Origin of the sequence: uncultured Pseudoxanthomonas sp. (assembly GCF_947498795.1) — a bacterium.
Taxonomy (GTDB): Bacteria; Pseudomonadota; Gammaproteobacteria; order Xanthomonadales; family Xanthomonadaceae; genus Pseudoxanthomonas_A.
Window position 1 is genome coordinate 166,057 of the sequence record NZ_CANMLQ010000002.1, and the last position, 26,236, is coordinate 192,292.

Here is a 26,236-nt window from a genome sequence, read left to right on the forward strand (position 1 = left end):
TGCGAGGTATCAGCCCAACGGCTTCGGCCACATGTTGGCGATCTTGCAGAACAGGCGCGCGGTCTGTTCGGCGTCGTAGACCGCCGAGTGCGCGTCGTCGGCATTCCAGTCGAAGCCGGCGGCCTGCACGGCGCGGGCGAGCACGGTCTGGCCGTACGCGACGCCAGCCAGCGTCACCGTGTCGAACACGCTGAAGGGATGGAACGGGTTGCGCTTGTGCGCCACGCGCGCAACGGCGGCATTGAGGAAATTGAGGTCGAAGTGCGCGTTGTGGCCGACCAGGATCGCGCGCTGGCAACCGTGCTTCTTCACCGCCGCGCGCACTGGCGCGAACACGTGGTCCAGCGCCTCCTTCTCCTGCTTGGCGAAGCGGAACGGGTGGTCCAGATCGATGCCGGTGACTTCCAGCGATTTCGGATCGATCTCGGTGCCCGGCGCCGGATGCAGGTGCACGCTCGCGGTTTCGCCACAGACCAGCAGCCCGTTCTCGTCCAGGTCCAGCGGCACCGCGGCCATTTCGAGCAGGGCGTGCCGGTTCCAGTCGAAGCCGCCGGTCTCCACGTCCACCACCACGGGCAGGTAACCGCGGAAGCGGTGGGCCATGGGGGTGATGCGGACGGGTTCGGCAGCGTTTTCCATGCGGGAAAGGGTAGCAGAGGGCGCGCGTGCTTCCTCGGCTGGAAACCCGATGTCGGCCAGGTTTTGTGTAGGAGCGACGTGAGTCGCGACCGTCAACCTGCCACTCCAGTGACAATGAGGGGGCCGCATGAAGGGCGGACGCCATGCCCCGGTTGCTGGCCTGCAGTGATGTCCTGGTCGCCCGTGTCGTGCGGTCGCGACTTGCGTCTCTCCTACAGTGCAGGTGTGCGCGTCCCGAGCACGGTGCCTTCGTCGCGCATGCGCACCAGCATTGCGGCGCCCTGGTCGGCGAAGGCGGGCACGTCGTCGACTCCTGCCTCCGCTGCCAGCTGACGCACCGCATCGCCACCGCTGCGACCGCCTTCGCCCAGCAGTTCGACCAGCCGGTAGACCAGTGGCGAGATCGCCGCGAAGCGCACCTGGTGTTCCGCATCCCGACGCACGAGCAGCAGCGTCGGTTCGACCGGCGGCGCATCGGGCTGGAAGTCCGGACCGATCCGGTGCACCGGCCATTGGTAGGCCAGCGCCCACGCGAAGGGCGAGACCACCGGTTCGCCCGTCAGCAGGTCGGCGTGCGGGTCATGCGGTGGCACGGGATCGTCGGCGATCTGCAGCGCCAGCTCGACCCACTCGTAGTGCGCGAGTTCGCGCAGCCAGGGATGCAGGTCGTCGTCGCGCGTTTCCAGGTAGCGGATGAACTCGCGCGCGATCTCCGGGAACAGCGGCGTCTGGCTGCGGTGGTCGGCGTAGAAGCGGCGCACCAGCACGCGCCACGCGTCCTCGCCCAGCGTCTTCCGGATCACCGGGAAGTTGCCGGCCAGCAGGGCTTCGATGTTGTTGAAGAACAGGTCGCGGTAGATCGCCAGCCGGCGCGCTTCGATGCCGGGTGGCGGCGGATGCGAGGACGGATCTCGCAGGTGGCGCGACAACGCGAACTGCTGGTCGTGCAGGGTGTCAGCCATGCGTCGCCCGCGCCGATGCGCCAGGTAGATGCAGCGCCTGCAGGGCGCGGATGCGCTGCAGTTCGACACACAGCTCGGCCAGCGGCGGGAAGTTGAAGTCGCGCTCCAGCAGCGTGGGGCGCACGCCATGCGTGGCATAGGCCTGCGACAGCAGCGCCCACACGTCGTCCTTCACCGGGGCGCCATGCGTATCGACCTTCAGGTCGTCGGCTTCGTCGTAGTGGCCGGCGATGTGGTACGACGCGATCCGCGCCGACGGCAGGCGCGTGAGGAAGGCGCATGCGTCATAGCCGTGGTTGATGGCGTTGACGAATACGTTGTTGACGTCGAGCAGCAGGTCGCAGTCGGCCTCGTCGAGTACTGCGGTGATGAAGTCGACTTCGTCCATCGCCTGGTAGGGCGCGGCGTAGTAGGAGACGTTCTCGATCGCGATCCGCCGACCCAGCGCGTCCTGTGCGTGGCGGATGCGCGCGGCGACGTGATGCACCGCCTCCTCGGTGAACGGGATCGGCATCAGGTCGTACAGATGGCCGTCGTCGGTGCAGTAGCTGAGGTGTTCGCTGTAGAGCACCACCCGGTATTCGTCCAGGAAGCGCCGCGTGCGCGCGAGGAACGTATCGTCCAGCGGCGCGGTGCCGCCCAGCGACAGCGACAGTCCATGGCAGGTGATCGGATACTGCGAGGCCAGGGTCTTCAACGCATCGCCGTAGCGTCCACCCACCCCCAGCCAATTGTCCGGCGCGCATTCGAGGAAGTCGAACGCCCCGGCCGGCGCGGCCAGCAGCTCGTCCATCAGGGCGCGGCGCAGGCCCAGGCCGGCGGAGGCGGGAGGAAGGGTGATCATGCGGATGCACACGCAGGCCCCGGCGCAACGCCGGGGCCTGCTCCGGACTTACTTGGTCTCGCCGGCCTTCTTGGTGCCGCCGCACTTGCCCTCGCCGCACTTGCCTTCACCGCACTTGCCCTCGGCGCCCTTGGCGCCGGCATGGGCCTTGTGCTCGGCGGCATCGATGAAGCCGTCCTTGTTGGTGTCGATCTCGGCGAATTTCGCGGCCTTGTCGGGATGGGCTGCGTTGAATTCGGCTTGCGAGACCTTGCCGTCCTTGTCGGTGTCGGCCTTGGCCATGCCGCACTTGCCTTCGCCGCACTTGCCTTCGGCCGCCTTCGCCGCTTCCTGGCCCGCCAGCAGGTAACCCTGCGAAAGCGGCTCCATCGCGAACGCGGAACCGGTCAGGGCGAGGCCTCCGGCCAAGGCAATGGCGACCGCGGCAGGCTTGTTCGTCTTGGACATCGTCATGCTCTCCAGTGAGGTGCGGCGGAGCCGCACGGGAAGTGGCGACAGTGTAGACGCAGTCCGTTAGCCGGCCGTATGCATGCCCGGAAATGCTCGCGCCCCGCGTGGAAGCGGGGCGCGGGGGTGCTGCGGTGCGGAAATCTCAGACCGCGCCGGTGGTGCTGGTCTCGTCGCGCTTGTCGCGGGGCGGCAAGGGCTGTTCGCCGTGCACGAGGAACCAGATGTTCTCGGCGATGTTGGTGGCGTGGTCGCCGATGCGCTCCAGGTTCTTCGCCATGAACAGCAGGTGCGTGCACGGCGTGATGTTGCGCGGGTCTTCCATCATGTAGGTCAGCAGTTCGCGGAACAGGGCGGTGTAGTGCGCGTCGAGTTCGGCGTCGCGCTCGCGCACCTGCACGGCCTGGTCCGCATCGCCATTCTGGTAGGCGACCAGTACGTCGCGCACCTGGCGGGCGGCCAGCTTGCCGAGCGCGCGCAGGCCGGTGATCTGTGGCATCGGGGGCGACACATTGAGCGCGATGGAACGCTTGGCGACATTGGCCGCGTAATCGCCGATGCGCTCGATGTCGGCGGGGATGCGCAGGCCGGCGAGGATCTCTCGCAGGTCGCGCGCCATCGGGCCACGCAGCGCCAGGTGCATCACGTCGTGGCTGACCTGGTGCTCGATGGCGTCGATGGCCTCGTCGTTGGCGATGATGCGCTGCGCGGCCTTGTCGTCGCGGCGCTCGACCACGTCCAGCGCGGCCTCCAGCTGGGCGACGGCGGTCTCGCCCATGCGCACGATCTCCGCCACGATGCGGCGCTGTTCTTCGTCGTAGCTCTTCACGATATGGTCGTTGGGTTGGGTGTTCATGGGCGTCCTCAGCCGAACCTGCCGGTGATGTAGTCTTCCGTCTGCTGCTTGCCGGGGTTGGAGAAGATCGTCGAGGTGACGTCGTGCTCCACCAGCTCGCCCAGGTACATGAAGGCGGTGTAGTCGGACACGCGCGCGGCCTGCTGCATGTTGTGGGTGACGATGGCGATGGTGTACTGGTGCTTGAGCTCTTCGATCAGCTGCTCGATCTTGCTGGTCGAGATGGGGTCCAGCGCGGAGGTCGGTTCGTCCAGCAGGATCACGTCCGGACGAAGTGCCACCGCGCGTGCGATGCACAGACGCTGCTGCTGGCCGCCCGACAGGCCCAGCGCGCTCTGCTTCAGCTTGTCCTTGGCTTCTTCCCACAGCGCGGCCTGGCGCAGCGCCTGTTCCACGCGCACGTCCATGTCGGCCTTGTTGAGGCGCTCGTGGTGGCGGATGCCGTAGGCGACGTTCTCGTAGATCGTCATCGGGAACGGCACCGGCTTCTGGAACACCATGCCCACCTTGCTGCGCAGGCGGTTCATCGGATACCGGGCATCGAGGATGTTCTCGCCGTCCAGCAGTACATCGCCCGTCGCGCGCAGCTTGGGGTACAGCGAGTAGATGCGGTTGAACACGCGCAGCAGGGTCGACTTGCCGCAGCCGGACGGACCGATCAGCGCGGTCACGCGCTTTTCGGGGATTTCGAGGTTGATGTTCTTCAGCGCATGGAAATCGCCGTAGTAGAAGTCCAGGCCCTTGGCGGCCAGTTTCACGCTGGCGGTCGCGGCGTGTTCGTCGTGGCGCTGCGGCGTCACCACGGCGATGCGGGCGGCGTCATTCATGGGTCACCTTGTTTCGAAGAAGGATGGTTCGGGCGATCAGGCTGAGCACCAGCACCATGCCGGTGACGAGGAAGGCGCCGGCCCAGGCCAGCGAGTTCCAGGAGTCGTACGGGCTCATCGCGTACTGGAAGATGACCATGGGCAGGTTGGCCATCGACTGGTTGAGATCCGTGCTCCAGAACTGGTTGTTGAAGGCGGTGAACAGCAGCGGCGCGGTCTCGCCGCTGATGCGTGCCAGCGCCAGCAGGATGCCGGTGACGATGCCCGGCAGCGCGGATCGCATCAGCACCTGGGTGGTGACCTTCCACTGCGGCACGCCCAGCGACAGCGCGGCCTCGCGCATCTGCTGCGGTACCAGCCGCAGCATCTCGTCGGTGGTGCGCACGATCACCGGCAACGCGATGAACGCCAGCGCGACGGCGCCGGCCCATGCCGAGTAGTGGCCCATCTGCGCCACCATCACGGTGTAGATGAAGAGGCCCAGCACGATGGACGGTGCCGACAGCAGGATGTCGTTGACGAAGCGGACCGTTTCGCCCAGCCAGTGCTTGTTGGCGTACTCGGCCAGGTAGGTGCCTGCGGCGATGCCGATGGGCGTGCCCAGCACGATGGCCAGCAGGCTCATCACTACGCTGCCAAACAGCGCGTTGGCCAGGCCGCCGGGTTCGTTCGGCGGCGGCGTCATCTGGGTGAACAGGTCCAGGTTCAGGCTGCCCATGCCTTTGGTGATCGTGGTCCACAGGATCCAGACCAGCCACATCAGGCCGAAGATGGCCGCGGCGATCGACAGCGTCAGGGCGACGGCGTTCTTGACCTTGCGGAACGTGTACAGGGACGCGGACATCAGTTGCCCTCGCGCTTGGCCAGCTGGCGCAGCATCAGGCGGGCGACGGCCAGCACGATGAAGGTCAGCAGGAACAGGGTGAAGCCGAGCAGCAGCAGCGATCCCTTGTGCAGCGGATCGGTGGCTTCGGCGAATTCGTTGGCGATGGTGGAGGCGATGGAGGTGCCGGGCTCCAGCAGAGCGGCGCTGATCGTGTAGGCGTTGCCGATGACGAACGTCACCGCCATGGTCTCGCCGAGGGCGCGGCCCAGGCCCAGGAAGACGCCGCCGATCACGGCCGAGCGCGTATACGGCAGCACCACGTCCCACACGACCTCCCATTTCGTGGAACCCAGCGCGTACGCCGATTCCTTCAGTCGGCCCGGGACCGTCAGGAAGACCTCGCGCATCACCGACGACACGAACGGGATCACCATGATCGCCAGCACCAGCCCTGCGGTCAGCATGCCGATGCCCAGCGGCGGACCCGAAAGCACCGCGCCGACGAGCGGCAGCTGGCCGAGGTTGTCGTTGATCCACGGATAGACGTGTTCGCTCAACTGCGGCGCCAGCACGAAGAGGCCCCACATGCCGTAGATGATCGAAGGGATGCCGGCCAGCAGTTCGATCGCCATGCCCACCGGGCCGCGCATCCAGGCCGGTGCCACTTCGGTCAGGAACACCGCGATGCCGAAACTCACCGGCACCGCGATCAGCATGGCCACGCCGGCACTGACCAGCGTGCCGAACACCGGCACCAGCGCGCCGAACTCGCGCGTACCCACGTTCCATTCGGTACTGGTGAAGAAGCCCAGGCCGAAGGTCTGCAGCGCTTCGCGCCCGCCCCACAGCATCGAAAGCGCGGCAGCGATGAGCGAAATCAGGACGAACATGCCGGCGCCGGTCAGCGTCAGCCGGAACAGCCTGTCGGCGCGCGCGTCTTTCGCGGTACGCACGTCCGTCAGTGAGGCGGGGAGGGCGGTGGCGTTCATGCAACCCGGGGAGTGGGGAAGGGGCGGGGTGACGCGGGAGGCGTTAGTGCACGGTGATGCGGTTACCGCGTGATGACAGCGGGCCGCCCCTCGGGACGGCCCGCCGCACGATCTGCATCAGAGCTTGATCTCGGTGCTCCAGTACTGCTCGATCTGGCCTACCAGCTCCGGCGGCAGCGGCACGTAGTCCAGTTCGTTGGCCTGCGCCTGGCCCTGCTCGTAGGCCCACTTGAAGAAGTCCAGCGTGTGCTTGGCCTTGGCCGCATCCTTGGGCTGTTTGTAGACCAGGATGAAGTTGGTCGCGGTGATCGGCCACGCCTGTTCGCCCGGCGCGTTGGTGATGACCAGGTTGAAGTCCTTGGCGCTGGCCCAGTCGGCGCTGGCCGCGGCGGCGGCGAAGCTCTCCGGCGTGGGCTTCACGAACTGGCCGGCGGCGTTCTGCAGCGACGCGTACGACATGTTGTTCTGCTCGGCATAGGCCAGTTCGACGTAGCCGATGGAGCCCTTAAGCTGGCGCACGTAGGCGGCAACGCCTTCGTTGCCCTTGCCGCCGACACCGCCCGGCCAGTTGACCGAGGTGCCTTCGCCGACCTTCGACTTCCATTCGGGACTGACCTTGGACAGGTAGTTGACGAAGTTGAAGGTGGTGCCCGATCCGTCGGAGCGGTGCACAGTGTTGATCTTGCCGGCGGGCAGGGCCACGCCCGGATTCAGCGCGACGATCGCCGGATCGTTCCAGGTGGTGATCTTGTGCAGGAAGATGTCGGCCAGGACGGCGCCATTGAGCTTCAGCTGGCCCGGCTGCAGGCCTTCCACGTTGATGACCGGCACCACGCCGCCGATGACCGACGGGAACTGGGCCAGGCCGGCCTGCGCCAGCTCTTCCGAAGAGAGCGGCTTGTCGGACGAACCGAAATCGACGGTCGCCGCCTTGATCTGCGCGATGCCGCCGCCGGAGCCGATCGACTGGTAGTTGATCTTGGCGCCGGTGGTCTTGTTGTAGTCCGTGGACCAGCGCGCCATCAGCGGGTAGATGAACGATGCGCCCGCGCCGGTCAGCTCGGCGGAGATCTGCTGGGACCCGCTGGCGGCCGGTGCGGCGGCATCGCTGCTGGCCGACGGGGCCGGTGCATCGGTCTTGCCACCGCAGGCCGTGGCAAGGAAGGCGGTGGCCAGGGCCAGCGTGGCCAGGCGGGCAGTGCGGATAGGCATGGGCTCTCCAGACAGGTCGTGTGTGATCCCGGCTATGAAATGATGTTTTTGTTACAGCGTGATGACATCGCCATCTCGCGCTGTCATGCGACGCGCGGCGCGGGCGCCGGGAAAAGAAAACGGGCCCGAAGGCCCGTCGGGGTAGCGCCGCGCGGGAGAGTCGCGGCGCCGGTGCCGGCACGGGGAGAGACCGTGCCGGCGGGGTGCGATCAGTACTTCAGGTTGGCCTTCCAGTACGTCTCGATCTGCTGCACCAGCGCCGGCGGCAGCGGCACGTAGTCGAGCGACTTGGCCTGGGCGTCGCCATTGGCGTAGACCCAGCGGAAGAAGTCGCGGGCGTCCTTGTTGCCCTTCTTCGGCGCCTTGTACATCAGGATGAAGTTGGTGGCGGTGATCGGCCAGGAGTTCGCACCGGGCGCATTCGTCATGACCAGGTAGAAGTCCTTGGACTTGGCCCACTCGGCGCTGGCGGCGGCGGCGGCGAAGGTCTCGTCGCTGGGCTGCACGAAGTTGCCGGAGGCGTTCTTCAGGCTGGCGTAGGCCATCTTGTTCTGCAGCGCATACGACAGTTCGACGTAACCGATGCCGCCCTTGATCTGCTTCACGTAGGCGGCCACGCCTTCGTTGCCCTTGCCGCCCACGCCGGTCGGCCACTGCACGGTGGTGCCTTCGCCCACCTTGGTCTTCCACTCCGGGCTGACCTTGGACAGGTAGTTGACGAAGTTGAAGGTGGTGCCCGAGCCGTCCGAGCGACGGACCACGGTGATGCGCTGCGCCGGCAGGGTCAGGCCCGGGTTCAGGGCGGCGATGGCGGGGTCGTTCCAAGTCTTGATAGTGCCCAGGAAGATGTTGGCGAGCGTCGGGCCGTCCAGCTTCAGCTGGCCGGGCTTCAGGCCGGCGACGTTCAGCACCGGCACCACGCCGCCGATCACCGACGGGAACTGGGCCAGGCCGTACTTGGCCAGCTCTTCCGGCTTCAGCGGCGCGTCGGACGAACCGAAATCCACCGTGCCGGCCTTGATCTGCGCGATGCCGCCGCCCGAACCGATCGACTGGTAGTTCACGCGGTTGTTGGTGGCCTTGGCGTAGTCGGCGGACCACTTGGTCATCACCGGATACACGAACGACGCGCCAGCGCCGGTCACGTCGGCGGCGAACGCCTGCGCCGAGAAGGCCGAGGCGAGCGCGAGCAGCGCGACGCGGGATTTGATCGAGTTGAGCACGGAAATCTCCTGGGAGAAGGCAGGGTGGAAGGACGGGCATGCCCGTTGGGTGGCCATTCCACGACGTTTGTGTGACAGCCCGGTGTCGGCATTGCGACAGTCGCGTGACGCTGGGCGGCCTCCGCACCTCCAGGCCGGGGTGGCATCGATGCGGGCAAGGGCCGAAGGTGGGGAAGCGCCGGCGATGTCGATCCAATCCGCCTCTGTAGGCGCGATACATATAGATGCATCGCCTTCGAGCCGGGACCACCTGGGGCACCACGGCGCCGCTGTCACACATCGGTCATGAAACTCACATGTGACTGCAAGATTTCACTCCCATCCTTTAGCGCATCTTTGACGGGCGCTTAATGATTTCCGAAGGTGATCTCGGAAACGAAGCGGGTCGCCCACGAAGCCTGCGCTTTCACTTCCCATTCCACTCGGAGAGTCACCATGCGTTATTCCCTCCTGGCCGCCGCGCTTGCCGTCGCCATGGGCAGCACCAGCTTCTCGGCGTCCGCCGCCGACTCCCGCGATCAGACGATCGCCGAACTGAAGGCGCAGCTGGAAGCGCTGTCGGCCAAGGTGGCCGAGCTGGAAGAGCGCACCGACGCGCAGTCCGACGTGAACCTGGACACGGCGGCGCAGCTCGACAAGATCACCACCGGCTCTCCGAAGATCGACACCAAGGGCGGCGTCAAGGTGACCTCGGCCGACGGCAAGTTCGAGGCCAGCATCGGCGGCCGCATCCACTTCGACACCTACGCGTTCGATCGCGACATCGCCAGCACCACCGGCACGACCGAATTCCGCCGCGCGCGCCTGACCCTGTCCGGCAAGGCCTACGGCTGGGAATACAAGATGGAGCAGGACTTCGGCGCCGGCACCAACCTCGACGGCCTGCGCGATGCCTACATCGCCAAGTCCGCGCTCGGCGGCAAGTTCACCATCGGCCACTTCAAGCCCTACCGTGCGATGGAGGAACTGACCAGCTCCAACGAACTGCTGACGATGGAGCGGCCGTTCTCTTCCGCCACCGGCCTGTTCTCCGGCCGCCAGTTCCAGCAGGGCGTCGGTTACCTGCGCGCCGGCGAGAACTACACCGCCGGGCTGAGCGTGTTCAACCTGCGCGGCGCGGCCGCCACGCGCAACGAAGGCACCGGTGCCGCCGGCCGCGTGACCTGGGCCCCGATCAACAACGACAACAACACCTTGCACTTCGGCGCGTGGTACAGCACCGAGAACAACAACCTCGGTTCGGCCGACCTGGTCGCCACCTCGAACTACGCCGGCCGTCGCGGTCCGTCGCAGGTGATCGCCACCACGACCGGCGCCAGCCGCAACACCGTCGACGTGATGGCGGTGGAAGCCGCCGGTTCGTTCGGCCCGGCCTTCTTCCAGGCCGAGTACGCCGATGCGACCTTCGGCCAGCCGCTGGGCCGCGACCAGGATGTGACCACGTACTACGTACAGGGCAGCTTCATGCTCAACGGCGGACACAAGCCGTACAAGGGCGCCACCGGCGTGTTCGGTTCGCCGAAGGTCGCCGACAAGGGTTTGTGGGAACTGACCGGCCGCTACGACTATGTCGAGAACGAAACGCTGAACCGCGAAGTCACCAGCTGGATCCTCGGCGTGAACTACTACGTCAATCCGAACCTGCGCTTCATGTTCAACTACACGCAGGGCGACAACGAAGTCACCGGCGACGAGACCGCCCAGTACGCGCTGCGCACGCAGTTCGCCTGGTAAGACCGTCGCGCGGCCATGTCCGCGACCGCGTGAACGCAGGGCCCGGGATCGTCTCCCGGGCCTTGTCGTTTCTGGAGCGGGGATGCCGGCGACCATGACCATTGGCAGGGGGCCGTCACGCACGGGGCGGCGACACTGGCGGTGGCACCCAGGCACGGCCGGGTCGCCGAGGGATGGGGATCCTTTTCGAACCAGGGGGCGTGGTGAAGCATTCGGCGAGTGTTCTTGGCGTGGCGTTGTGGGCGGGCCTGTCGATGGCAGGGGCGGCGCGGGCCGCCGAGCCGGTCGACCTGGACATGGTGGCGAAGATCCGCAGCGAGGCGCTCCATCGCTCCCAGGCGGCCGCGAACCTCAAGGAGCTGACCGAGACCATCGGTCCCCGCCTGACCAATTCGCCCAACTACACGGCGGCCAGCGCGTGGGCGCGCGGCAAGCTGTCCGGCTGGGGACTCGCGAACGTGCATGACGAGGTGTACGACCCGGCCTTCGGCCGAGGCTGGGCCTTCCGTGCGTCCCGCGTCGAAATGCTGTCGCCGCGCCAGTTGCCGGTCCATGCGCTGCCCAAGGCTTGGACACGCGGTACCGACGGACCGGTCGAAGGCGAGGTCGTGCTGGCGTCGTTCAAGACGCTGGAAGACATCGGGAAGCAGCGCGGCAAGCTGCGCGGCCGCATCGTGCTGGTCGATGAAGCGCGCACCTACAAGCCGTCCGACAAGAACGACTTCCGTCGCTACAGCGAGGCCGAGCTGGGCGAGCTGCAGACGTTTCCCATGCCGGAAGACGCCGCCCCCGACGCCCAGCAGAAGCGCCTCGACGAGTACCGCAAGCGGACTGCGCTGAGCAAGGCGCTGAACGAGTTCTTCGCCGAAGAGGGCGTGCTGGCCACGCTGTCGATCAGTTCGTGGGACAACGGCATCATCCGCGCGACCGGCGGTGGCGCACGCAAGGCCGGCGAACCGGTCGGCGTGACCGAGCTGGTGCTCCCCGCGGAGCACTACAACCCGCTGGTGCGTGCGGTGCAGGGCAAGCAACCGGTGCGCCTGCGCATCGACGTCGATTCGGCGTTCACCAGCGCAGAGGACCTGCCAGCCACCAACACCTTTGCCGAGATTCCCGGCAGCGGCAAGGCGGACGAGCTGGTCATCATCGGCGCACACCTGGATTCCTGGCACACGGGCACCGGCGCCAACGACAACGGCGCGGGCGTGGTCGTGATGATGGAGGCCATGCGCATCCTCAAGACGGTCGGTGCGAAACCGCGGCGCACGATCCGGCTGGCGTTGTGGGGCGGTGAGGAGCAGGGCTTGAACGGCTCGGCCGGGTACGTGGCCAGGCATCTGGCGGACTATCCCGCACCGACCGATCCGGAACAGAAGGCACTACCGCGCGCTTACCAGCGAGGTACCGGCCCGCTGCAGCGCCAGCGTGGTTACGATCGGTTCTCGACTTACTTCAACTTCGACAACGGCACGGGGCGCATCCGCGGCATCTATGCGCAGGAAAACCATGCGGCGGTGCCGATCTTCAAGGCCTGGCTGGAACCGTTCAACGATCTCGGCGCCACCATCGTCACCACGCGCAACACCGGCAGCACCGACCACATTTCGTTCGACCGCGTCGGTTTGCCGGGATTCCAGTTCGTCCAGGATCCGGCGGACTACTTCACCCACGTCCACCACACGCATCTCGACACGTACGATCACGTGGTGCCGGAAGACCTGAAGCAGGCCGCGGCCATCATCGCCTCGTTCGCCTGGCACGCCGCGATGCGCGAAGAGCGCCTGCCCCGGAAGCCCTTCATCGAGCGCGACGCGCCGTAGCGTGCGCTGCGCGCACGAACGCGTGGAATCCGGCAATGCGATGTCGTGCGCATGGCGCACGCTACGTCAGGCGAGGGTCTTGTCCTTGAACCGGCAAAGATCGCGGATAACGCATTGCGGGCAGTCCGGCTTGCGGGCCTTGCACACGTAGCGTCCGTGCAGGATCAGCCGGCCCGCAACAGCCTGCGTGCGCCGTCTGCAACAGGGCCGCGCCGGCGGCAGGTGTTATTGCCGCATCAAGCGACAGTCTTGTCCTTGAACCGGCAAAGATCGCGGATAACGCATTGCGGGCAGTCCGGCTTGCGGGCCTTGCACACGTAGCGTCCGTGCAGGATCAGCCAATGGTGCGCATCCTGCATGAACTCCGCCGGCACCACCTTCACCAGCCTGTCCTCCACGGTGCGGACATCCTTGCCCGGCGCCAGTCCCGTGCGGTTCGAGACGCGGAAGATATGGGTGTCCACGGCGATGGTGGGTTCGCCGAACGCGGTGTTCATCACCACGTTCGCGGTCTTGCGTCCTACGCCAGGCAGGGCTTCCAGTGCTGCTCGTGATCGCGGTACCTCACCGCCGTGGTCGTCGATCAGGATGCGGCAGGTGGCGATGACGTTTTTCGCCTTGGCATTGAACAGGCCGATGGTCGCTATGTATTTCTTCAGCCCGTCTTCGCCCAGGGCAAGGATCGCGGCCGGCGTGTTGGCGATGGAAAACAGCCGTCGCGTCGCCTTGTTCACGCCCACGTCCGTCGCCTGGGCGGATAGCGTCACCGCCACCAGCAGTTCGAACGGGGTGCTGTACTCCAGTTCCGTGGTCGGCTTCGGATTGAGTTCGCGAAGCCGTGAGAACAGCTCCACGACCTCGGCGCGGGTGAGCGTAGCGCTGCGCCGGGCTGCACGCGTCACGGCTTCATCCTTTCCGCCGCCTTCGCCTTCGCGCGGGCCAGGATCGCGGCGGCGCCTGAGGGCAGGGCAGGTCGCGCGACCTTGATGTCGCTGGCGACGTCGCTCACCTTCAATCGACGCGCCTCACGCTCCGCCGCGCGGCATGCCAGTCGCGCCTGACGTTGCCGGTAACGCGCCCTGGCGGCCCAGGCCGTCCGCAGGCGCTGCTGGGCCTGCAAGACAGCGGTGACTGCGTCGCCCGCGCAGTCGCACGGCTGGAACGCCATCAGGCCCCCCTCGATCGCGGCATCGACATCGTCGGCCGTGAGGTGCGCTCGCAGGATGCGCGCGTGATCGCAGCTGGGGCAGGCGATGGCCGGCACGCGTGATTCCCGCCTCAGCGACCGGTGAACGCAGGCTTGCGTCGTTCCATGAACGCACGCGTGCCTTCGCGCATGTCGTCGGTGGCGAACATCAGGCCGAACTGCGCGCTCTCGTACTGCAGGCCTTCCTCGATGCCGCATTCCCCGCCGATGTTGACGATGTCGAGCGTCGCCCGCAGCGCGAGCGGTGCGGAGGCGGCAAGCTGGGTCGCGATCTTCAGTGTCTCGGCGTCCAGTTCCGCGGCCGGCACCACGCGGGTGACGATACCCAACTGGAGCGCGCGCTCGGCCGTCACCGGCGCACCGAGCAGACACAATTCCAGCGTCGCCGAGCGCCCGGCAAGGCGCAGCAGCCGCTGGCTGCCGCCGAAGCCGGGGATCAGGCCGAGGTTGATTTCCGGTTGCCCCACCTTGGCGCTGTCCGCTGCGATGCGCAGGTGGCAGCCCATCGCCAGTTCGAGCCCGCCGCCGAGTGCGAAACCGTTGATCATGGCGATTACCGGCTTGGGCAAGGTTTCGATGGTGCGCATGAGTCGCTGGCCGCGCAGCGAGAAGTCGCGCCCGTCGGTCGCGCGCAGGTCGGCCATCTCCGCGATGTCCGCGCCCGCGACGAAGGCCTTGGGCCCCGCACCGGTGAGGACGACCACGCGGACGCCGGGATCGCGCGCGGCGTCGTCGAACGCGGCCTGCAGCGCGTCCAGCGTGGCCGCATTGAGGGCATTGAGTTTGTCGGGGCGATTGACGGTGAGGCGACGGACGCCGGCGTCATCGGCGACCAGGACAAGAGGTTCGGACATGGGTTTTTCGCGTCGATTTGTAAAATTTGGGTGAATTCGGAACTCCGCCCGCAGGGCCCGGTCTGAGCAGCCTGTCGTCAGTGGCGGTTAAGCGCCCCGGCGGCTATCCTAGCGCGTCCATTCCAGGCGGTATGCCGCCGTCGCCATATCGGAGAGTGTGTTGATGAAGTTGCGTTCGATTGCGGTCGCTGTTGCGGCATTCGCCATGGCCGGTAGCGCCCTGGCCCAGGACGTCTCGTCCGAGAAAGGCAAGCTGAGCTACTACTTCGGTTACGACTACGGCAACAACCTTGCCGAGCTGACCGCACGTGGCGAGCAGCTCGACATCAATTCCGTGGTAAAGGGCCTGCAGGACGCCTACGCCAAGAAGCAGCCGGCTCTGACCGCCGACCAGCTGAAGCCCGCGCTGGAAGCCTTCCAGAAGCGCGAGCAGTCGCGCGCCCAGCAGGCCAAGGCCGAGTACGACAAGGTCGCCGCCGAGAACAAGACGAAGAGCGACCAGTTCATCGGCACGTTCAAGGGCCAGGCGGGCGTGAAGACCCTGCCGAGCGGTGTCGCGTACAAGGTGCTGGAGAACGGCACCGGCGCCAAGCCGACCCAGGCGAGTACGGTGGAACTGCTGGTGTCCGGTCCGTATCCGTTCGGCCAGCGTCCGGCGGAAGCGCGTCCGGCGCAGCAGATGAAGGACCTGAAGGTCAGTGCGGTCGAGATGGCGGCGATGCGCGAAGCGCTGCTGCAGATGCCGGCCGGTTCCAAGTGGGAAGTCGCGCTGCCGCCGGACAAGGCGTATGGCGCGGACCCGCGCACGGGCTTCCCCCCGAACGTGGCCGTCGTGTTCGAAATCAAGCTGGTCAGCGTCAAGTAATTCCAGCAGTCGCTACACCCTCTGCGCCGGCCTAGTGCCGGCGCAGTGCGTTTCCGCGCTGGGCGACGCATCGCGTTACCCTCCGCAGGTGCCCGAAGACATGACTACCGCATTCCGTGCCGTGCTCAGCCCCTGCATTGGCGTCTGTACGCTGGACAATGACGGGCTGTGCGAAGGTTGCCTCCGCACCACGGCCGAGATCGCGCGCTGGTCGCAGATGAACGATGACGAACGCCTGCGTCTGATGGAACATGTGCTGCCCGCACGCGAGCAGGGTCGCGTGCCGCTCGAGCGTCGGCTGCGCGAGGGCGGCGATCTGCGCCGCGCACTGCATCCGCTGGGTGAGGTGCCCCGTGCAGCCGGCTGGAACCATGGCGAACTGATCGACCTGCTCCCTCCCGGGCGCCTGGCCGAAGCCGCGGTGCTGGCGGGCCTGGTGCCGCGAAAGGAGGGCACGCAGGTGGTGCTGACGCGCCGCACCGATGGCCTGCGCCATCACGGCGGACAGGTCAGTTTCCCCGGCGGACGCATCGAGCCGACGGATGCCGATGCCGTCGCTGCCGCGCTGCGCGAGAGCCACGAAGAGATCGCGCTGCCGGCATCGCAGGTCACGCCACTCGGCTTCCTCGATCCGTTCACCACGATCAGTGGATTCCGCGTGGTGCCGGTTGTCGCCCTGATCGATCCGGCCTTCGTGCCGGTGCCCGACCCCAACGAAGTGGCCGACGTGTTCGAGGTTCCGCTCGACTACCTGCTGTCGCCGGACAATCTGCGCCGTGTCGAGGTCGACTACCGCGGGCGCCGGCGGGTAGTGCTCGAGTACGCATGGCCGGGACAGCGCATCTGGGGCGCGACGGCGGCCATCCTCTTCAACCTGCGGCAACGGCTGGAGCAGCTAACGTGAACTGGACGACCCTCGTCGACGTGTCTTCCCTGTCCGCCGTGCTCGGCGATCCGCGCTTGAAGCTGGTGGATGCGCGCTTCGTGATGCTCAACGCCGCGCCCGATGCGGGACGCGAGGCCTATCTTGCATCGCACTTGCCGGGTGCCGTCTACGCCGATCTCAATCGCGATCTCTCCGACCTTTCGAAGACGGGAGAGGGACGGCATCCGCTGCCCGACAGCGATGCCTTCGCGCGCACGCTGGGCGCGTGGGGAATCGGACCCGCGCACCAGGTGGTGGTGTACGACGCGGGCGACGGCAGCATGGCCGCGGCACGCCTGTGGTGGCTGTTGAAGGTGATGGGGCATGAGCGCGTCGCCGTGCTCGATGGTGGCCTGGCCGCGTGGCGCGCTTTCGGTGGCGCGGAAACGGCCGATCTCGCGCCGGTGGCATCGGAGGCGCCGTACCCGTCGCACTTCGACACGCGTCGGCTCGCCAGCGCGGATGAAGTGACCGCGCGCCTGGGCGAAGGCAGCGGCTGGCTGTTCGACGCGCGCGCGGCAGAACGCTTCCGTGGGGATGTCGAGCCGATCGATTCGGTCGCCGGGCACGTGCCCGGCGCACTCAACCTTCCGTTCACACAGAACCTGCGCGACGGCCGTTTCAGGCCTGCGGAAGCGCTGCGCACGGAGCTTGCTGCTTTACTGGGCACCCGCGCCGCCAGCGACAGCGTGCTGATGTGCGGCTCCGGCGTGACGGCCTGCCACCTGCTGCTCGCCTTCGAGCATGCCGGCCTGCATGGCGCCCGGATCTATCCCGGCTCGTGGAGTGGCTGGATCAGCGATCCGTCGCGTCCCGTCGCACGCGGCGACTGACGCGACCCCCGCTTCACGTCACTTCTTCAGTTTTTCCACCAGCGCCTGCAGGGCTGCCTGCGTATCGGGCGCATGCCAGGCATCGACGAAGCGCTCCAACTGGATCAACGACGGATCGAGTGCCTCGACCAGATCGCGACGGGCGAGGGTGCGGGTCTGCAGCATCGGGTGATGCGGCAGCCGCAGCAATTGCTGCAGCCAGGCGATGGAACGCGCCGTGACGTTGTCCTGTTCGACGAGTTCATCGACCAGTCCGATCTCCAGCGCCCGCTCGGCCGGCACCATTTCGCCCGCGACCAGCAACCGCTCCGCGCGGTAGGAACCGACCACGCGGCGCATCAGCCGCTGGATGCCTTCCGGCACCACCAGGCCCACCTGGGTTTCGTTGAGGCCGAGTGCGAACGGGCGCGCCGGATCCGCGCTGCGGGCCATTACCCGGTAGTCGCAGCACAGCGCCAGCACGCAGCCTCCGGCTGGTGCGTGGCCGGTCAGTGCGGCCACTACCGGGACACGCGATTCGGCCAGCGTACGCGCCGCGCCGAAGAAGGCCTGCCAGGCGTCCAGCAGCGCATGGCGGTTGTCGCCGAGCGACAGCAGGTAGGGCACGTCCATGCCGGCGGAGAATATTCTGGGATTGCCTGCCAGTACGATGCCGCGCGCGCCTTGGTCCAGCGCGGCGTTGAGCGCATCGATCAGCGCACGGCACAGCTCGGTGTTGAGGGCATTGACCGGTGCGCGCGCCAGTCGGATCTCGCGGATGTCGCCGTGGTCGATGGTCTCGATGAGTCCGGTCGTCATTCATCCTCTCCCTGAAGCCAGGCCGGTATCATAGGCGCATGAACCATCGCATCGGAATGATCGGCCTCTCGGCCCTGTTGATGTCGTGCCTGGGCACCGTCCATGCGGCCGAGTGCGTGCCCGTCGCCAAGGCGGCATGGGTGCGCCTGCCGCCGGTCGCGATGCCGATGATGGCCGGCTTCGTGCGAATCGAGAATCCGTGCAGGACGCCGGTCAGTATCGTCGGCGCGGAAAGCCTGGCTTTCGAGGATGTGTCCTTGCACGAAACGCGCGAAGAGAACGGCGTCAGCCGCATGCGCGAAGTGACCGCGCTACCCGTCGCTCCGGGCAAGGCCGTCGAGCTGAAGCCGGGCGGGTTGCACCTGATGCTGCATGGCGCCTACCAGTCGTTGGTGGCGGGCGAGAGGCCCGTGATCACGCTGAAGCTGGCCGATGGCCGTTCGCTGCCCGTGACCTTCGAGGTGCGCAAGTCGTCGCCCTGAGATCCGTCGGCTTGTTGTAGGAGCGACGTCAGTCGCGACCGTAGATCCCAAGCTCCAGGGCAGCAGGGTAGGGACGGTATAGCGGCTGGATGTCCGGATAGTCCATGGCTGTTTGAGTTTCCGGTCGCGACTCACGTCGCTCCTACAGCCTTTCCGCGGTTACTCCGACGCCGCGCGGATCGCCGCCGGCAGCGCCGCGCTCTGGCCGGTCTGCGTGTCCATCCACACCACCACCACGTTGCCGTCGGAATACAGCACGCTGTCGTCCTTCGCCGACACGATCCGGTGGCCGATGGTGACGCTGCTAGTGCCCAGCCGGTCGACGTAGAGCTCTACCACCACGTCGTTCGGCCACGTCAGGGGACGCTTGTAGTTGATGTTGTTGGCCGCCACGACGGGGGCGATGCGGTCGGTCATCGACACGTCCGGCACGGTCAGCATCCAGCGTACGCGCGCTTCTTCCAGGTACGAGATGTACTTGGCGTTGTTGACGTGGCCCATGCTGTCCATGTCACGCCAGCGCACGCTGATCGGAATCTTCGCCAGCAGCTTGCGGCCGGTATCGTGGGTGTCGCTCATCGGGCGGCCTTCTTCGTGGTGGACTTGGCGGTCTTCTTGGTGGCGGACTTGCGCGGCGGCAGGACGTCGGGCTTCGCGACGGCCGCAGGTTTGGTCGGCTTCGGCGCCTTGGCGGTGGGCAGCAGTTTGGCGAGGAAGCGACCCGTGTGCGAATCCGCGTGCGCGGCAATGTCCTCGGGCGTGCCCGTCGCGAGGATCTGCCCTCCCCGGTGACCGCCTTCAGGCCCCAGGTCCACGACCCAGTCCGCGGTCTTGATGACATCCAGGTTGTGTTCGATCACCACGATGGTGTTGCCCTCGTCGCGCAGCTTGTGCAGCACGGCGAGCAAGTGCTCGATGTCGTGGAAGTGCAGGCCCGTGGTCGGCTCGTCGAGGATGTACAGCGTGCGTCCGGTATCGCGGCGCGAGAGCTCCTTCGACAGTTTCACGCGCTGGGCTTCGCCGCCCGACAGCGTGGTCGCGCTCTGGCCGAGCTTGATGTAGCTCAGGCCGACATCCACCAGCGTTTCCAGCTTGCGGGCGATCGACGGCACCGGCTCGAACAGGGTCAGGGCGTCTTCGACCGTCATCTCCAGCACATCGTTGATGTTGTAGCCCTTGTAGAGGATCTCCAGCGTCTCGCGGTTGTAGCGCTTGCCGTGGCAGACGTCGCAGGGCACGTACACGTCCGGCAGGAAGTGCATTTCGACCTTGATCAGGCCGTCGCCCTGGCAGGCTTCGCAGCGACCGCCCCGCACGTTGAAGCTGAAGCGGCCCGGCGAGTAGCCGCGCGCGCGCGCTTCCGGCACCTGCGCATACAGTTCGCGCAGCGGCGTGAACAGGCCGGTGTAGGTCGCGGGATTGGAACGCGGCGTGCGCCCGATCGGCGACTGGTCGATGTCGACGACCTTGTCGAACAGGTCCAGTCCCGTCACTTCGCGGTACGGTGCCGGCTTGTGCGAGGCTCCGTTGATCTCGTTGGCGGCGAGCGAATACAGCGTGTCGTTGATCAGTGTCGACTTCCCTGAACCCGATACGCCGGTGATGCACGTGAACAGGCCGGACGGAATGTCCAGGTCCACGTCCTTCAGGTTGTTGCCGGTGGCGCCACGCAGGTGCAGCGTCATCTTCGGGTTGGCCTTGTGGCGGGCCTTGGGCACCTCGATCCGACGCCTGCCGGAGAGGTACTGGCCGGTGAGCGAGCGCGGTGCTTCCAGCAGGTCCTGGAGCGTTCCCTGTCCGACGATCTCGCCCCCGTGCACACCAGCGCCCGGGCCGATGTCGAGCACGTAGTCGGCCAGGCGGATCGCGTCCTCGTCGTGCTCCACCACGATCACTGTGTTGCCCAGGTCGCGCAGGCGCGTCAGCGTGCCGAGCAGGCGCTCGTTGTCGCGCTGGTGCAGGCCGATGCTGGGCTCGTCGAGTACGTACATCACGCCCACCAGGCCCGCACCGATCTGCGATGCGAGTCGGATGCGCTGCGCCTCGCCGCCGGACAGGGTGTCGGCCTTGCGCTCCAGCGTCAGGTAATCCAGGCCGACGTCGACCAGGAACCCGAGGCGCTCCGCGATTTCCTTCACGATCTTCGCGGCGATCTCGCCGCGCCAGCCCGGCAGGTCGAGGCCGCGGAAGAACGCCAGCGCTTCATCGACCGGCATCACCACCAGCGACGGCAGCGGACGGTCGGCGACGAACACGTTGCGCGCGGACTTGTTGAGGCGCGCGCCCTGGCAGTCGGGGCAGGGCCGGTCGCTGATGTACTTCGCCAGCTCCTCGCGCACCGCGGGCGATTCGGTCTCGCGGTAGCGGCGCTCCAGGTTCGGCACGATGCCTTCGAAGCGGTGTTTGCGCTGCGTGCGTCCGCCCGATTCGGTGAGGTAGGTGAAGGTGATGACGTCTTCGCCGCTGCCGTACAGCACGGCCTGTTGCACCTTTGCGGGCAGCGACTGCCAGGGCGCATCGGTGTCGAACTGGTAATGCTTGGCCAGCGAGGCGATCAGCTGGAAATAGTACGCATTGCGGCGATCCCAGCCGCGCACGGCGCCGGCGGCCAGCGACAGTTCCGGATGCACGACCACGCGCGAGGGATCGAAGAACTGCGCAACGCCCAGGCCGTCGCAGGTCGGGCAGGCGCCGACCGGCGAATTGAACGAGAACAGGCGCGGCTCCAGTTCCGGCAGCGAGTAGTCGCAGACCGGGCAGGAGTACTTCGACGAGAACAGCAGCGGTGCGGTTTCCGGTTGGTCCAGGGACATAACCTGTGCCATGCCGTCGCCCAGCTTCAGCGCGGTCTCGAAGCTCTCCGCCAGGCGCTGCTTGAGGTCCTCGCGCGGCCGGAAGCGGTCGATCACTGCCTCGATGGTGTGTTTCTGGCGCAGCGCCAGAGCCGGCACGGCGTCGATCTCGTACAGCTCGCCGTCCACGCGCACGCGCACGAAACCCTGCGCGCGCAACTGGTCGAACACCTGCGCATGCTCGCCCTTCCGCTCGCGGATCACCGGCGCCAGCAGCATGTAGCGCTGCTCGCCGTCGAGCGCCAGCACCTGGTCGACCATCTGGCTGACGGTCTGGGCTTCCAGCGGATAACCGTGGTCCGGGCAGCGCGGCAGGCCGACACGTGCGTACAGCAGGCGCAGGTAGTCATAGATCTCGGTGATCGTGCCGACGGTCGAACGCGGGTTGTGGCTGGTCGACTTCTGCTCGATCGAGATGGCCGGCGACAGGCCCTCGATGTGGTCGACATCGGGCTTTTCCATCACCGACAGGAACTGCCGCGCATACGCCGACAGCGACTCCACGTAGCGGCGCTGGCCTTCGGCATAGATGGTGTCGAACGCCAACGACGACTTGCCGGAACCGGACAGGCCGGTAATCACGATCAGCTTGTCGCGCGGCAGGTCGAGATCGATGTTCTTGAGGTTGTGGGTACGGGCTCCGCGAATGCGGATGAAGTCCATGGCCATCGGGTGGGGGGATCCGGAAGCGAACAAGGAAGCGTAGCGATCTGCCTAGGTGGGGGCAAATACCGCCATTGCCAGCGAAACGAGGGGGAAGGGTAGGTGGGCAGTCAGCATGGGCACTCACGGGCTCCGTGCGGGGCAGCCGCTAGGAGGTCATCGGGCGATGTCGCAGCGCCGTCCTCCCGGCGCATCCAAGTGGCTGAGTTACAAGGGAATGCGATGCCATCGTGCAGGGCGGAGGGGGAAGCGGGACCCGCCAGCATGGGCGTCCATGCGGACAGTTCCGGTCCGCAAAGCGCGAGCGGACGGCCGCGCGGCTCGCGACGCCGGGGTCGGTTGACCGTAACCCCATGAATCCACTAGAATTCCGCTTCTGTTCGCCCTCGATGGCGGGCAGGCTCCAGAAAATAACTACAGAAACCAAGGAATCCACATGTACGCAGTCGTAGTCACGGGCGGTAAGCAGTACCGCGTGATGAAGGGCGAGACGCTCCGCGTCGAGAAGCTCGAGGCCGAAGCCGGCAATGAGCTCACCTTCGACAACATCCTGATGCTGGGCGATGGCGAGACCATCAGCCTGGGTGACGCCCTGAAGGGCGCCACGGTCACCGCGAAGGTCGTCGGCCATGGCCGCGCCGACAAGGTGCGCATCATCAAGTTCCGCCGCCGCAAGCACCACATGAAGCGTCAGGGTCACCGGCAGCATTACACCGAAATCGAAATCACCGGCATCAACAAGTAAGGAGAAGCAGTCATGGCACATAAAAAGGGCGTAGGCTCATCGCGCAACGGCCGCGACTCCAACCCGAAGATGCTGGGCGTCAAGGTGTTTGGTGGCCAGGCGATCGACGCAGGCAACATCATCATCCGCCAGCGCGGCACCCAGTTCCATCCGGGTCCGGGCGTCGGCCTGGGCCGCGACCACACGCTGTTCGCGCTGGTCGACGGCAAGGTCGAGTTCTCGATCAAGGGCGCCAAGAAGCGCCGTACCGTGAGCGTGGTGACGGAAGCCTGAGGCTTTCGCACACGTCGAGCGAAGGGCCCCGCCGCGTGCGGGGCTTTTCGTTTCGAGACCCGGCAATGATCGGGCAGCGCACCCGCTTCTCCCACTCTCCACTCCCGAACCCCACTCCCGGCTCTCATGAAACTCGTAGACGAAGCAGAAATTCTGGTCGGCGCCGGCAACGGCGGCAACGGTTGCGTGGGCTTCCGTCGCGAGAAGTTCATTCCGCTGGGCGGACCGGACGGGGGTGATGGCGGCAACGGCGGCAGCGTCTGGCTGCAGGCCGACGAGAACCTCAATACGCTGGTCGACTTCCGCCACCAGACCCAGTTCCGCGCCCAGCGTGGCGAGAACGGCATGGGCCGGCAGATGTACGGCAAGGCGGGCGACGACCTGACCATCACCGTTCCGGTCGGCACGGTCGTCACCAATGTCAGTACCGATGAAGTCATCGGCGACCTGACCCAGCACGGCGACCGCCTGCTGGTCGCCAAGGGCGGCAAGGGCGGCCTTGGCAACATGCATTTCAAGAGTTCGATCACCCGTGCGCCGCGCAAGGCCACGCCGGGCGAGGAGGGTGAAGAGCGCCTGCTGAAGCTGGAGCTCAAGCTGCTGGCCGATGTCGGGCTGCTGGGCTTCCCCAATGCCGGCAAGAGCACCTTCATCCGGGCGGTGTCGGCGGCGACGCCGAAGGTGGCCGACTATCCGTTCACCACGCTGTACCCGAATCTCGGCGTCGTCAGCGTGGAAGCGCATCGCAGCTTCGTGATCGCCGACATTCCGGGGCTGATCGAGGGGGCCGCCGACGGTGCCGGCCTGGGCGCGACGTTCCTGCGCCACCTGCAGCGCACGCGCCTGCTGCTGCACTTGGTGGACATGGCGCCGATGGAAGGCGGCGTCGAGGACGTCGATCCGGTCGAGCAGGTCCGCGCCATCGAGCGCGAGCTGGAAAAGCACGACCCGGAGCTGTTGCAGAAGCCACGCTGGCTGGTGCTCAACAAGGCCGACCTGATGTTCGAGGACGAGGCGAAAGAGCGCGCTGCCGAGATCATCGCCAGCCTGGGCTGGACACAGCCCTGGTACCAGGTGTCCGCCATCTCCCGCGAGGGCACCTGGCCGATCATGAAGGACGTGATGGCGTTCTTCGATCGGCAGAAGGAAGAGGCAGACGAGGCCGCCCGCGAGGGTTGAGGATGATGTTCGAAACCCGCCGGAAGGCGGGTTTTTCGTCTGCGCGCCGCGCGGGTCGTGCGCGGCGCGCAGGCAAAAAGAAACCCGCCTTTCGGCGGGTTTCCGTGTCTTCGCGTTGCGTACCGCCGTGAATCAGACCGCTTGCAGGGCCTTGATGCGGGCGTTCAGGCGGCTCTTGTGGCGGGCAGCCTTGTTCTTGTGGATCAGGCCACGCGAGCTGAGGCGGTCGAGGATCGGCTGGGCCGAGACGAACGCGGCCTGGGCGCCGGCGGCGTCATTGGCGTCGAGCGCCTTCAGGACCTTCTTGACGGCGGTGCGCAGCATCGAACGCTGACCGGCGTTGCGCGCATTGCGCACGACGGTCTGCTTGGCGCGCTTCTTGGCGGACTTGATATTGGCCACGGTGGGATTCCTGGTGAATACCTGAGAGAATTCAGGGGGTGAACGGAAGACGGGTAAATTGAGCCGGAAATTATGGGGCATTCAATGGGTTGCGTCAACCTGGGTCGTCCCCGGGCAGAGGGGGGGCGATGAGCGGTAACCGGCTGCTTCGTTCCACCGCCATCTTCAGTTCCATGACGTTCCTGTCCCGGGTCTCCGGGCTGGTGCGGGATCAGGTCTACGCCATCGTCTTTGGCGCCAACCCGGCCATGGACGTGTTCATTGCGGCCTTCCGCATCCCGAATTTCATGCGGCGGCTGTCGGCGGAGGGGTCGTTCTCGATGGCCTTCGTGCCGGTGCTGGCCGAATACAAGGAGAAGCACGGGCAGGATGCGGTCAGGAACCTGGTGGACCGGGTCGCGGGTACCTTGCTGGCGGCCCTGCTGGTGGTCACCGCGGTGGTCCTGCTGGCGGCGCCGTGGTTGACGAGGGTGATCGCGCCCGGCTTCGAGGTCGGGGGCGAGAAGCATGCGCTGTTCATCGAGATGCTGCGCATCACCTTTCCCTACGCGCTGTTCATCTCGCTGGCCTCGCTGGCGGGCAGCATCCTCAACAGCTACCAGCGGTTCGCGGTGCCCGCACTGTCCCCGGTCCTGCTGAACGTCGCGATGATCGCCGCAGCGCTGGGGCTGGCTCCGTTGATGGGCGGATCGGTCAAGGCGCTGGCGTGGGGCGTGTTCGCCGCCGGCATCCTGCAGTTGGGGTTCCAGCTGCCTGCACTGGCGAGGCTGGGGCTGCTGCCGAGGCCCAGGCTAGATTTCGCCCATGCCGGTGTCCGCAAGATCCTGACGCTGATGGTCCCGACGCTGTTCGGTTCCTCGGTGGTGCAGTTCAACCTGCTGTTCAACACCATGGCGGCCTCGTACCTGATCGGCAGCAGCATCACCTGGCTGTATTACAGCGACCGCCTGCTGGAGTTCCCCTTGGGCATGTTCGGGGTGGCGATCGGCACGGTGATCCTGCCGCACCTGTCCAGCCGGCACGCCGCGACCGATCCCGACGGCTATTCGAAGGGGCTCGACTGGGGGTTTCGCCTCTGCCTGATGATCGGTCTGCCGGCCTGCACGGGCTTGATCCTGTGCGCGGAGCCGCTGATGTCGACCCTGTTCCAGTACCGCAACTTCACTGCGATGGACGCGCGCATGAGCAGTTGGAGCCTGATCGCGCAGTCCACCGCCGTGCCGGCCTTCCTGCTGGTCAAGGTGCTGGCCCCCGCCTTCTATTCGCGGCAGGACACCCGCACGCCCGTGAAGGCGGCCGTGGTGGCTGTCCTGACAAATGCGTTTTGCACCATCGGCCTCTTCGCCGGCCTGCTGTACGCCACGCCTGCCGGGCACGCCGCGCTGCAGGCGGCGGGCGGCGATTGGATGCAGGCGCTCGCGAGCATTCCCGGGGCGCATGCGCTGCTGGCCCTGGCCATTGCCATCGCCGGCTGGGTCAATGCGCTGCAACTGGCGTGGTTGCTTCGCAAAGCAGGCGTTTACCGCCGGCAGCCGGGCTGGGGGCGTTTCCTGCGCCAGATCGGCATCGCCACCCTGGCGATGACGCTCACGGTGCTGGCGTTCCGGTTGCTTTGGACGGACTGGTCCGCCTGGACGTGGTGGGAGCGCGGCTGGCGGCTCGCGGCGATGGTCGGCGCCGGCGGCGGCCTGTATGCCGGCCTGCTGTACGTTCAGGGCATCCGGCCGCGAGACCTGCGTGGGCATTGAGGACGGGCGGGGCCGGCTATACTTCAATGTC

At 66.7% G+C, this 26,236-nt stretch carries 27 protein-coding genes and 1 pseudogene; 10 read left to right on the forward strand and 18 right to left on the reverse strand.

Annotated elements, in window-relative coordinates:
- Nucleotides 1-9: 9 nt before the first annotated feature.
- The 10 genes from rnt to pstS (Q0907_RS07030) all read right to left on the reverse strand — a co-directional run bounded on the left by rnt (nt 10) and on the right by pstS (Q0907_RS07030) (nt 8,825).
- On the reverse strand, nt 10-639 hold the full coding sequence (gene rnt, locus Q0907_RS06985) for a ribonuclease T (RefSeq protein ID WP_296280421.1): 630 nt from the start codon (nt 637-639) through the stop codon (nt 10-12).
- A gap of 212 nt (nt 640-851) precedes the next feature.
- Complete coding sequence (locus Q0907_RS06990) at nt 852-1,601, reverse strand: putative DNA-binding domain-containing protein (RefSeq protein WP_299342838.1); 750 nt, start codon at nt 1,599-1,601, stop codon at nt 852-854.
- Complete coding sequence (locus Q0907_RS06995; protein ID WP_299342840.1) at nt 1,594-2,445, reverse strand: DUF692 domain-containing protein; 852 nt, start codon at nt 2,443-2,445, stop codon at nt 1,594-1,596. Before Q0907_RS06995 ends, Q0907_RS06990 begins: the two co-directional genes overlap by 8 nt.
- Nucleotides 2,446-2,493: 48 nt before the next feature.
- The gene (locus tag Q0907_RS07000; protein WP_296280426.1) at nt 2,494-2,892 is read right to left on the reverse strand and encodes a hypothetical protein; all 399 of its coding nucleotides are present in this window, start codon (nt 2,890-2,892) and stop codon (nt 2,494-2,496) included.
- Nucleotides 2,893-3,037: 145 nt separating this feature from the next.
- Nucleotides 3,038-3,748, reverse strand: a complete 711-nt coding sequence (phoU, locus tag Q0907_RS07005; RefSeq protein ID WP_299342842.1) for a phosphate signaling complex protein PhoU — start codon at nt 3,746-3,748, stop codon at nt 3,038-3,040.
- An 8-nt stretch (nt 3,749-3,756) separates the two neighbouring features.
- Entirely contained in the window at nt 3,757-4,575 is an 819-nt protein-coding gene (gene pstB, locus Q0907_RS07010; protein WP_296280430.1) for a phosphate ABC transporter ATP-binding protein PstB, read from the reverse strand.
- Nucleotides 4,568-5,419 (reverse strand): phosphate ABC transporter permease PstA, encoded by an 852-nt coding sequence (pstA, locus tag Q0907_RS07015; protein ID WP_296280432.1) that lies wholly within the window; start codon nt 5,417-5,419, stop codon nt 4,568-4,570. Before pstA ends, pstB begins: the two co-directional genes overlap by 8 nt.
- Nucleotides 5,419-6,390 carry a phosphate ABC transporter permease subunit PstC gene (gene pstC, locus Q0907_RS07020; protein ID WP_296280433.1) on the reverse strand — a complete coding sequence of 324 codons (972 nt, stop codon included), beginning with the start codon at nt 6,388-6,390 and terminating at the stop codon, nt 5,419-5,421. Before pstC ends, pstA begins: the two co-directional genes overlap by 1 nt.
- A gap of 117 nt (nt 6,391-6,507) precedes the next feature.
- Nucleotides 6,508-7,602 (reverse strand): phosphate ABC transporter substrate-binding protein PstS, encoded by a 1,095-nt coding sequence (pstS, locus tag Q0907_RS07025; protein WP_299342845.1) that lies wholly within the window; start codon nt 7,600-7,602, stop codon nt 6,508-6,510.
- A 209-nt stretch (nt 7,603-7,811) separates the two neighbouring features.
- Nucleotides 7,812-8,825, reverse strand: a complete 1,014-nt coding sequence (gene pstS / locus Q0907_RS07030; RefSeq protein WP_296280435.1) for a phosphate ABC transporter substrate-binding protein PstS — start codon at nt 8,823-8,825, stop codon at nt 7,812-7,814.
- Between the two features lie 435 nt (nt 8,826-9,260).
- On the opposite strand from pstS (Q0907_RS07030), the gene Q0907_RS07035 reads away from it, so the two are divergent.
- Together Q0907_RS07035 and Q0907_RS07040 are read left to right on the forward strand one after the other, a co-directional pair.
- The gene (locus Q0907_RS07035; protein ID WP_296280436.1) at nt 9,261-10,559 is read left to right on the forward strand and encodes a porin; all 1,299 of its coding nucleotides are present in this window, start codon (nt 9,261-9,263) and stop codon (nt 10,557-10,559) included.
- Nucleotides 10,560-10,813: 254 nt separating this feature from the next.
- Entirely contained in the window at nt 10,814-12,379 is a 1,566-nt protein-coding gene (locus Q0907_RS07040) for a M20/M25/M40 family metallo-hydrolase (RefSeq protein ID WP_299343846.1), read from the forward strand.
- Nucleotides 12,380-12,445: 66 nt separating this feature from the next.
- On the opposite strand, the pseudogene Q0907_RS07045 reads toward Q0907_RS07040, so the two are convergent.
- The 4 genes and pseudogenes from Q0907_RS07045 to Q0907_RS07060 form a co-directional block, all read right to left on the reverse strand.
- A pseudogene (locus tag Q0907_RS07045) lies at nt 12,446-12,547 on the reverse strand (endonuclease III); the annotation flags it as partial.
- Nucleotides 12,548-12,615: 68 nt separating this feature from the next.
- Nucleotides 12,616-13,281 carry an endonuclease III gene (gene nth / locus Q0907_RS07050; RefSeq protein WP_299342848.1) on the reverse strand — a complete coding sequence of 222 codons (666 nt, stop codon included), beginning with the start codon at nt 13,279-13,281 and terminating at the stop codon, nt 12,616-12,618.
- Complete coding sequence (locus Q0907_RS07055) at nt 13,278-13,643, reverse strand: hypothetical protein (protein WP_299342850.1); 366 nt, start codon at nt 13,641-13,643, stop codon at nt 13,278-13,280. The genes nth and Q0907_RS07055 overlap by 4 nt, the downstream gene beginning before the upstream one ends.
- Nucleotides 13,644-13,657: 14 nt before the next feature.
- Entirely contained in the window at nt 13,658-14,440 is a 783-nt protein-coding gene (locus Q0907_RS07060) for an enoyl-CoA hydratase-related protein (RefSeq protein ID WP_296280438.1), read from the reverse strand.
- Between the two features lie 163 nt (nt 14,441-14,603).
- Between Q0907_RS07060 and Q0907_RS07065 the strand changes: the two genes are divergently transcribed.
- The 3 genes from Q0907_RS07065 (at nt 14,604) to Q0907_RS07075 (ending at nt 17,063) form a co-directional block, all read left to right on the forward strand.
- Nucleotides 14,604-15,305: an FKBP-type peptidyl-prolyl cis-trans isomerase N-terminal domain-containing protein gene (locus tag Q0907_RS07065; RefSeq protein WP_299342852.1), complete on the forward strand. Its 702-nt coding sequence runs from the start codon at nt 14,604-14,606 to the stop codon at nt 15,303-15,305.
- 100 nt (nt 15,306-15,405) lie between these two features.
- On the forward strand, nt 15,406-16,209 hold the full coding sequence (locus tag Q0907_RS07070) for a CoA pyrophosphatase (RefSeq protein ID WP_299342854.1): 804 nt from the start codon (nt 15,406-15,408) through the stop codon (nt 16,207-16,209).
- On the forward strand, nt 16,206-17,063 hold the full coding sequence (locus Q0907_RS07075; RefSeq protein ID WP_299342856.1) for a sulfurtransferase: 858 nt from the start codon (nt 16,206-16,208) through the stop codon (nt 17,061-17,063). The genes Q0907_RS07070 and Q0907_RS07075 overlap by 4 nt, the downstream gene beginning before the upstream one ends.
- 18 nt (nt 17,064-17,081) lie before the next feature.
- Here Q0907_RS07075 and Q0907_RS07080 read toward each other — a convergent pair whose 3' ends face one another.
- Nucleotides 17,082-17,861: an enoyl-CoA hydratase/isomerase family protein gene (locus tag Q0907_RS07080; protein ID WP_299342857.1), complete on the reverse strand. Its 780-nt coding sequence runs from the start codon at nt 17,859-17,861 to the stop codon at nt 17,082-17,084.
- A gap of 38 nt (nt 17,862-17,899) precedes the next feature.
- Here Q0907_RS07080 and Q0907_RS07085 point away from each other — a divergent pair, with 38 nt between their 5' ends.
- Nucleotides 17,900-18,343 (forward strand): copper chaperone PCu(A)C, encoded by a 444-nt coding sequence (locus Q0907_RS07085; RefSeq protein ID WP_299342859.1) that lies wholly within the window; start codon nt 17,900-17,902, stop codon nt 18,341-18,343.
- A gap of 159 nt (nt 18,344-18,502) precedes the next feature.
- On the opposite strand, the gene Q0907_RS07090 is transcribed toward Q0907_RS07085, so the two are convergent.
- Nucleotides 18,503-18,922 carry a thioesterase family protein gene (locus tag Q0907_RS07090; RefSeq protein ID WP_296280446.1) on the reverse strand — a complete coding sequence of 140 codons (420 nt, stop codon included), beginning with the start codon at nt 18,920-18,922 and terminating at the stop codon, nt 18,503-18,505.
- Nucleotides 18,919-21,864: an excinuclease ABC subunit UvrA gene (gene uvrA / locus Q0907_RS07095; RefSeq protein ID WP_299342862.1), complete on the reverse strand. Its 2,946-nt coding sequence runs from the start codon at nt 21,862-21,864 to the stop codon at nt 18,919-18,921. Before uvrA ends, Q0907_RS07090 begins: the two co-directional genes overlap by 4 nt.
- Nucleotides 21,865-22,294: 430 nt before the next feature.
- Between uvrA and rplU the strand changes: the two genes are divergently transcribed.
- The 3 genes from rplU (at nt 22,295) to cgtA (ending at nt 24,055) form a co-directional block, all read left to right on the forward strand.
- A complete protein-coding gene (gene rplU / locus Q0907_RS07100; protein WP_055935657.1) occupies nt 22,295-22,603 on the forward strand; it encodes a 50S ribosomal protein L21 in 309 nt (102 codons plus the stop codon).
- A 12-nt stretch (nt 22,604-22,615) separates the two neighbouring features.
- The gene (gene rpmA, locus Q0907_RS07105; RefSeq protein WP_142123858.1) at nt 22,616-22,876 is read left to right on the forward strand and encodes a 50S ribosomal protein L27; all 261 of its coding nucleotides are present in this window, start codon (nt 22,616-22,618) and stop codon (nt 22,874-22,876) included.
- Between the two features lie 126 nt (nt 22,877-23,002).
- Nucleotides 23,003-24,055: an Obg family GTPase CgtA gene (gene cgtA / locus Q0907_RS07110; protein ID WP_296280458.1), complete on the forward strand. Its 1,053-nt coding sequence runs from the start codon at nt 23,003-23,005 to the stop codon at nt 24,053-24,055.
- A 132-nt stretch (nt 24,056-24,187) separates the two neighbouring features.
- On the opposite strand, the gene rpsT is transcribed toward cgtA, so the two are convergent.
- Nucleotides 24,188-24,457: a 30S ribosomal protein S20 gene (rpsT, locus tag Q0907_RS07115; protein ID WP_299342864.1), complete on the reverse strand. Its 270-nt coding sequence runs from the start codon at nt 24,455-24,457 to the stop codon at nt 24,188-24,190.
- Between the two features lie 128 nt (nt 24,458-24,585).
- Here rpsT and murJ point away from each other — a divergent pair, with 128 nt between their 5' ends.
- Nucleotides 24,586-26,205, forward strand: a complete 1,620-nt coding sequence (gene murJ, locus Q0907_RS07120) for a murein biosynthesis integral membrane protein MurJ (protein ID WP_299342866.1) — start codon at nt 24,586-24,588, stop codon at nt 26,203-26,205.
- The last annotated feature ends 31 nt before the right edge of the window (nt 26,206-26,236 follow it).

Bases quoted from the DNA above. Each gene is read 5' to 3' on its own strand.
- rnt (WP_296280421.1), bottom strand. From the start codon at position 639: ATGGAAAACGCTGCCGAACCCGTCCGCATCACCCCCATGGCCCACCGC.
- Q0907_RS06990 (WP_299342838.1), bottom strand. From the start codon at position 1,601: ATGGCTGACACCCTGCACGACCAGCAGTTCGCGTTGTCGCGCCACCTG.
- Q0907_RS06995 (WP_299342840.1), bottom strand. From the start codon at position 2,445: ATGATCACCCTTCCTCCCGCCTCCGCCGGCCTGGGCCTGCGCCGCGCC.
- Q0907_RS07000 (WP_296280426.1), bottom strand. From the start codon at position 2,892: ATGTCCAAGACGAACAAGCCTGCCGCGGTCGCCATTGCCTTGGCCGGA.
- phoU (WP_299342842.1), bottom strand. From the start codon at position 3,748: ATGAACACCCAACCCAACGACCATATCGTGAAGAGCTACGACGAAGAA.
- pstB (WP_296280430.1), bottom strand. From the start codon at position 4,575: ATGAATGACGCCGCCCGCATCGCCGTGGTGACGCCGCAGCGCCACGAC.
- pstA (WP_296280432.1), bottom strand. From the start codon at position 5,419: ATGTCCGCGTCCCTGTACACGTTCCGCAAGGTCAAGAACGCCGTCGCC.
- pstC (WP_296280433.1), bottom strand. From the start codon at position 6,390: ATGAACGCCACCGCCCTCCCCGCCTCACTGACGGACGTGCGTACCGCG.
- pstS (WP_299342845.1), bottom strand. From the start codon at position 7,602: ATGCCTATCCGCACTGCCCGCCTGGCCACGCTGGCCCTGGCCACCGCC.
- Q0907_RS07035 (WP_296280436.1), top strand. From the start codon at position 9,261: ATGCGTTATTCCCTCCTGGCCGCCGCGCTTGCCGTCGCCATGGGCAGC.
- Q0907_RS07040 (WP_299343846.1), top strand. From the start codon at position 10,814: ATGGCAGGGGCGGCGCGGGCCGCCGAGCCGGTCGACCTGGACATGGTG.
- Q0907_RS07060 (WP_296280438.1), bottom strand. From the start codon at position 14,440: ATGTCCGAACCTCTTGTCCTGGTCGCCGATGACGCCGGCGTCCGTCGC.
- Q0907_RS07065 (WP_299342852.1), top strand. From the start codon at position 14,604: ATGAAGTTGCGTTCGATTGCGGTCGCTGTTGCGGCATTCGCCATGGCC.
- Q0907_RS07070 (WP_299342854.1), top strand. From the start codon at position 15,406: ATGACTACCGCATTCCGTGCCGTGCTCAGCCCCTGCATTGGCGTCTGT.
- Q0907_RS07080 (WP_299342857.1), bottom strand. From the start codon at position 17,861: ATGACGACCGGACTCATCGAGACCATCGACCACGGCGACATCCGCGAG.
- Q0907_RS07085 (WP_299342859.1), top strand. From the start codon at position 17,900: ATGAACCATCGCATCGGAATGATCGGCCTCTCGGCCCTGTTGATGTCG.
- Q0907_RS07090 (WP_296280446.1), bottom strand. From the start codon at position 18,922: ATGAGCGACACCCACGATACCGGCCGCAAGCTGCTGGCGAAGATTCCG.
- uvrA (WP_299342862.1), bottom strand. From the start codon at position 21,864: ATGGCCATGGACTTCATCCGCATTCGCGGAGCCCGTACCCACAACCTC.
- rplU (WP_055935657.1), top strand. From the start codon at position 22,295: ATGTACGCAGTCGTAGTCACGGGCGGTAAGCAGTACCGCGTGATGAAG.
- rpmA (WP_142123858.1), top strand. From the start codon at position 22,616: ATGGCACATAAAAAGGGCGTAGGCTCATCGCGCAACGGCCGCGACTCC.
- cgtA (WP_296280458.1), top strand. From the start codon at position 23,003: ATGAAACTCGTAGACGAAGCAGAAATTCTGGTCGGCGCCGGCAACGGC.
- murJ (WP_299342866.1), top strand. From the start codon at position 24,586: ATGAGCGGTAACCGGCTGCTTCGTTCCACCGCCATCTTCAGTTCCATG.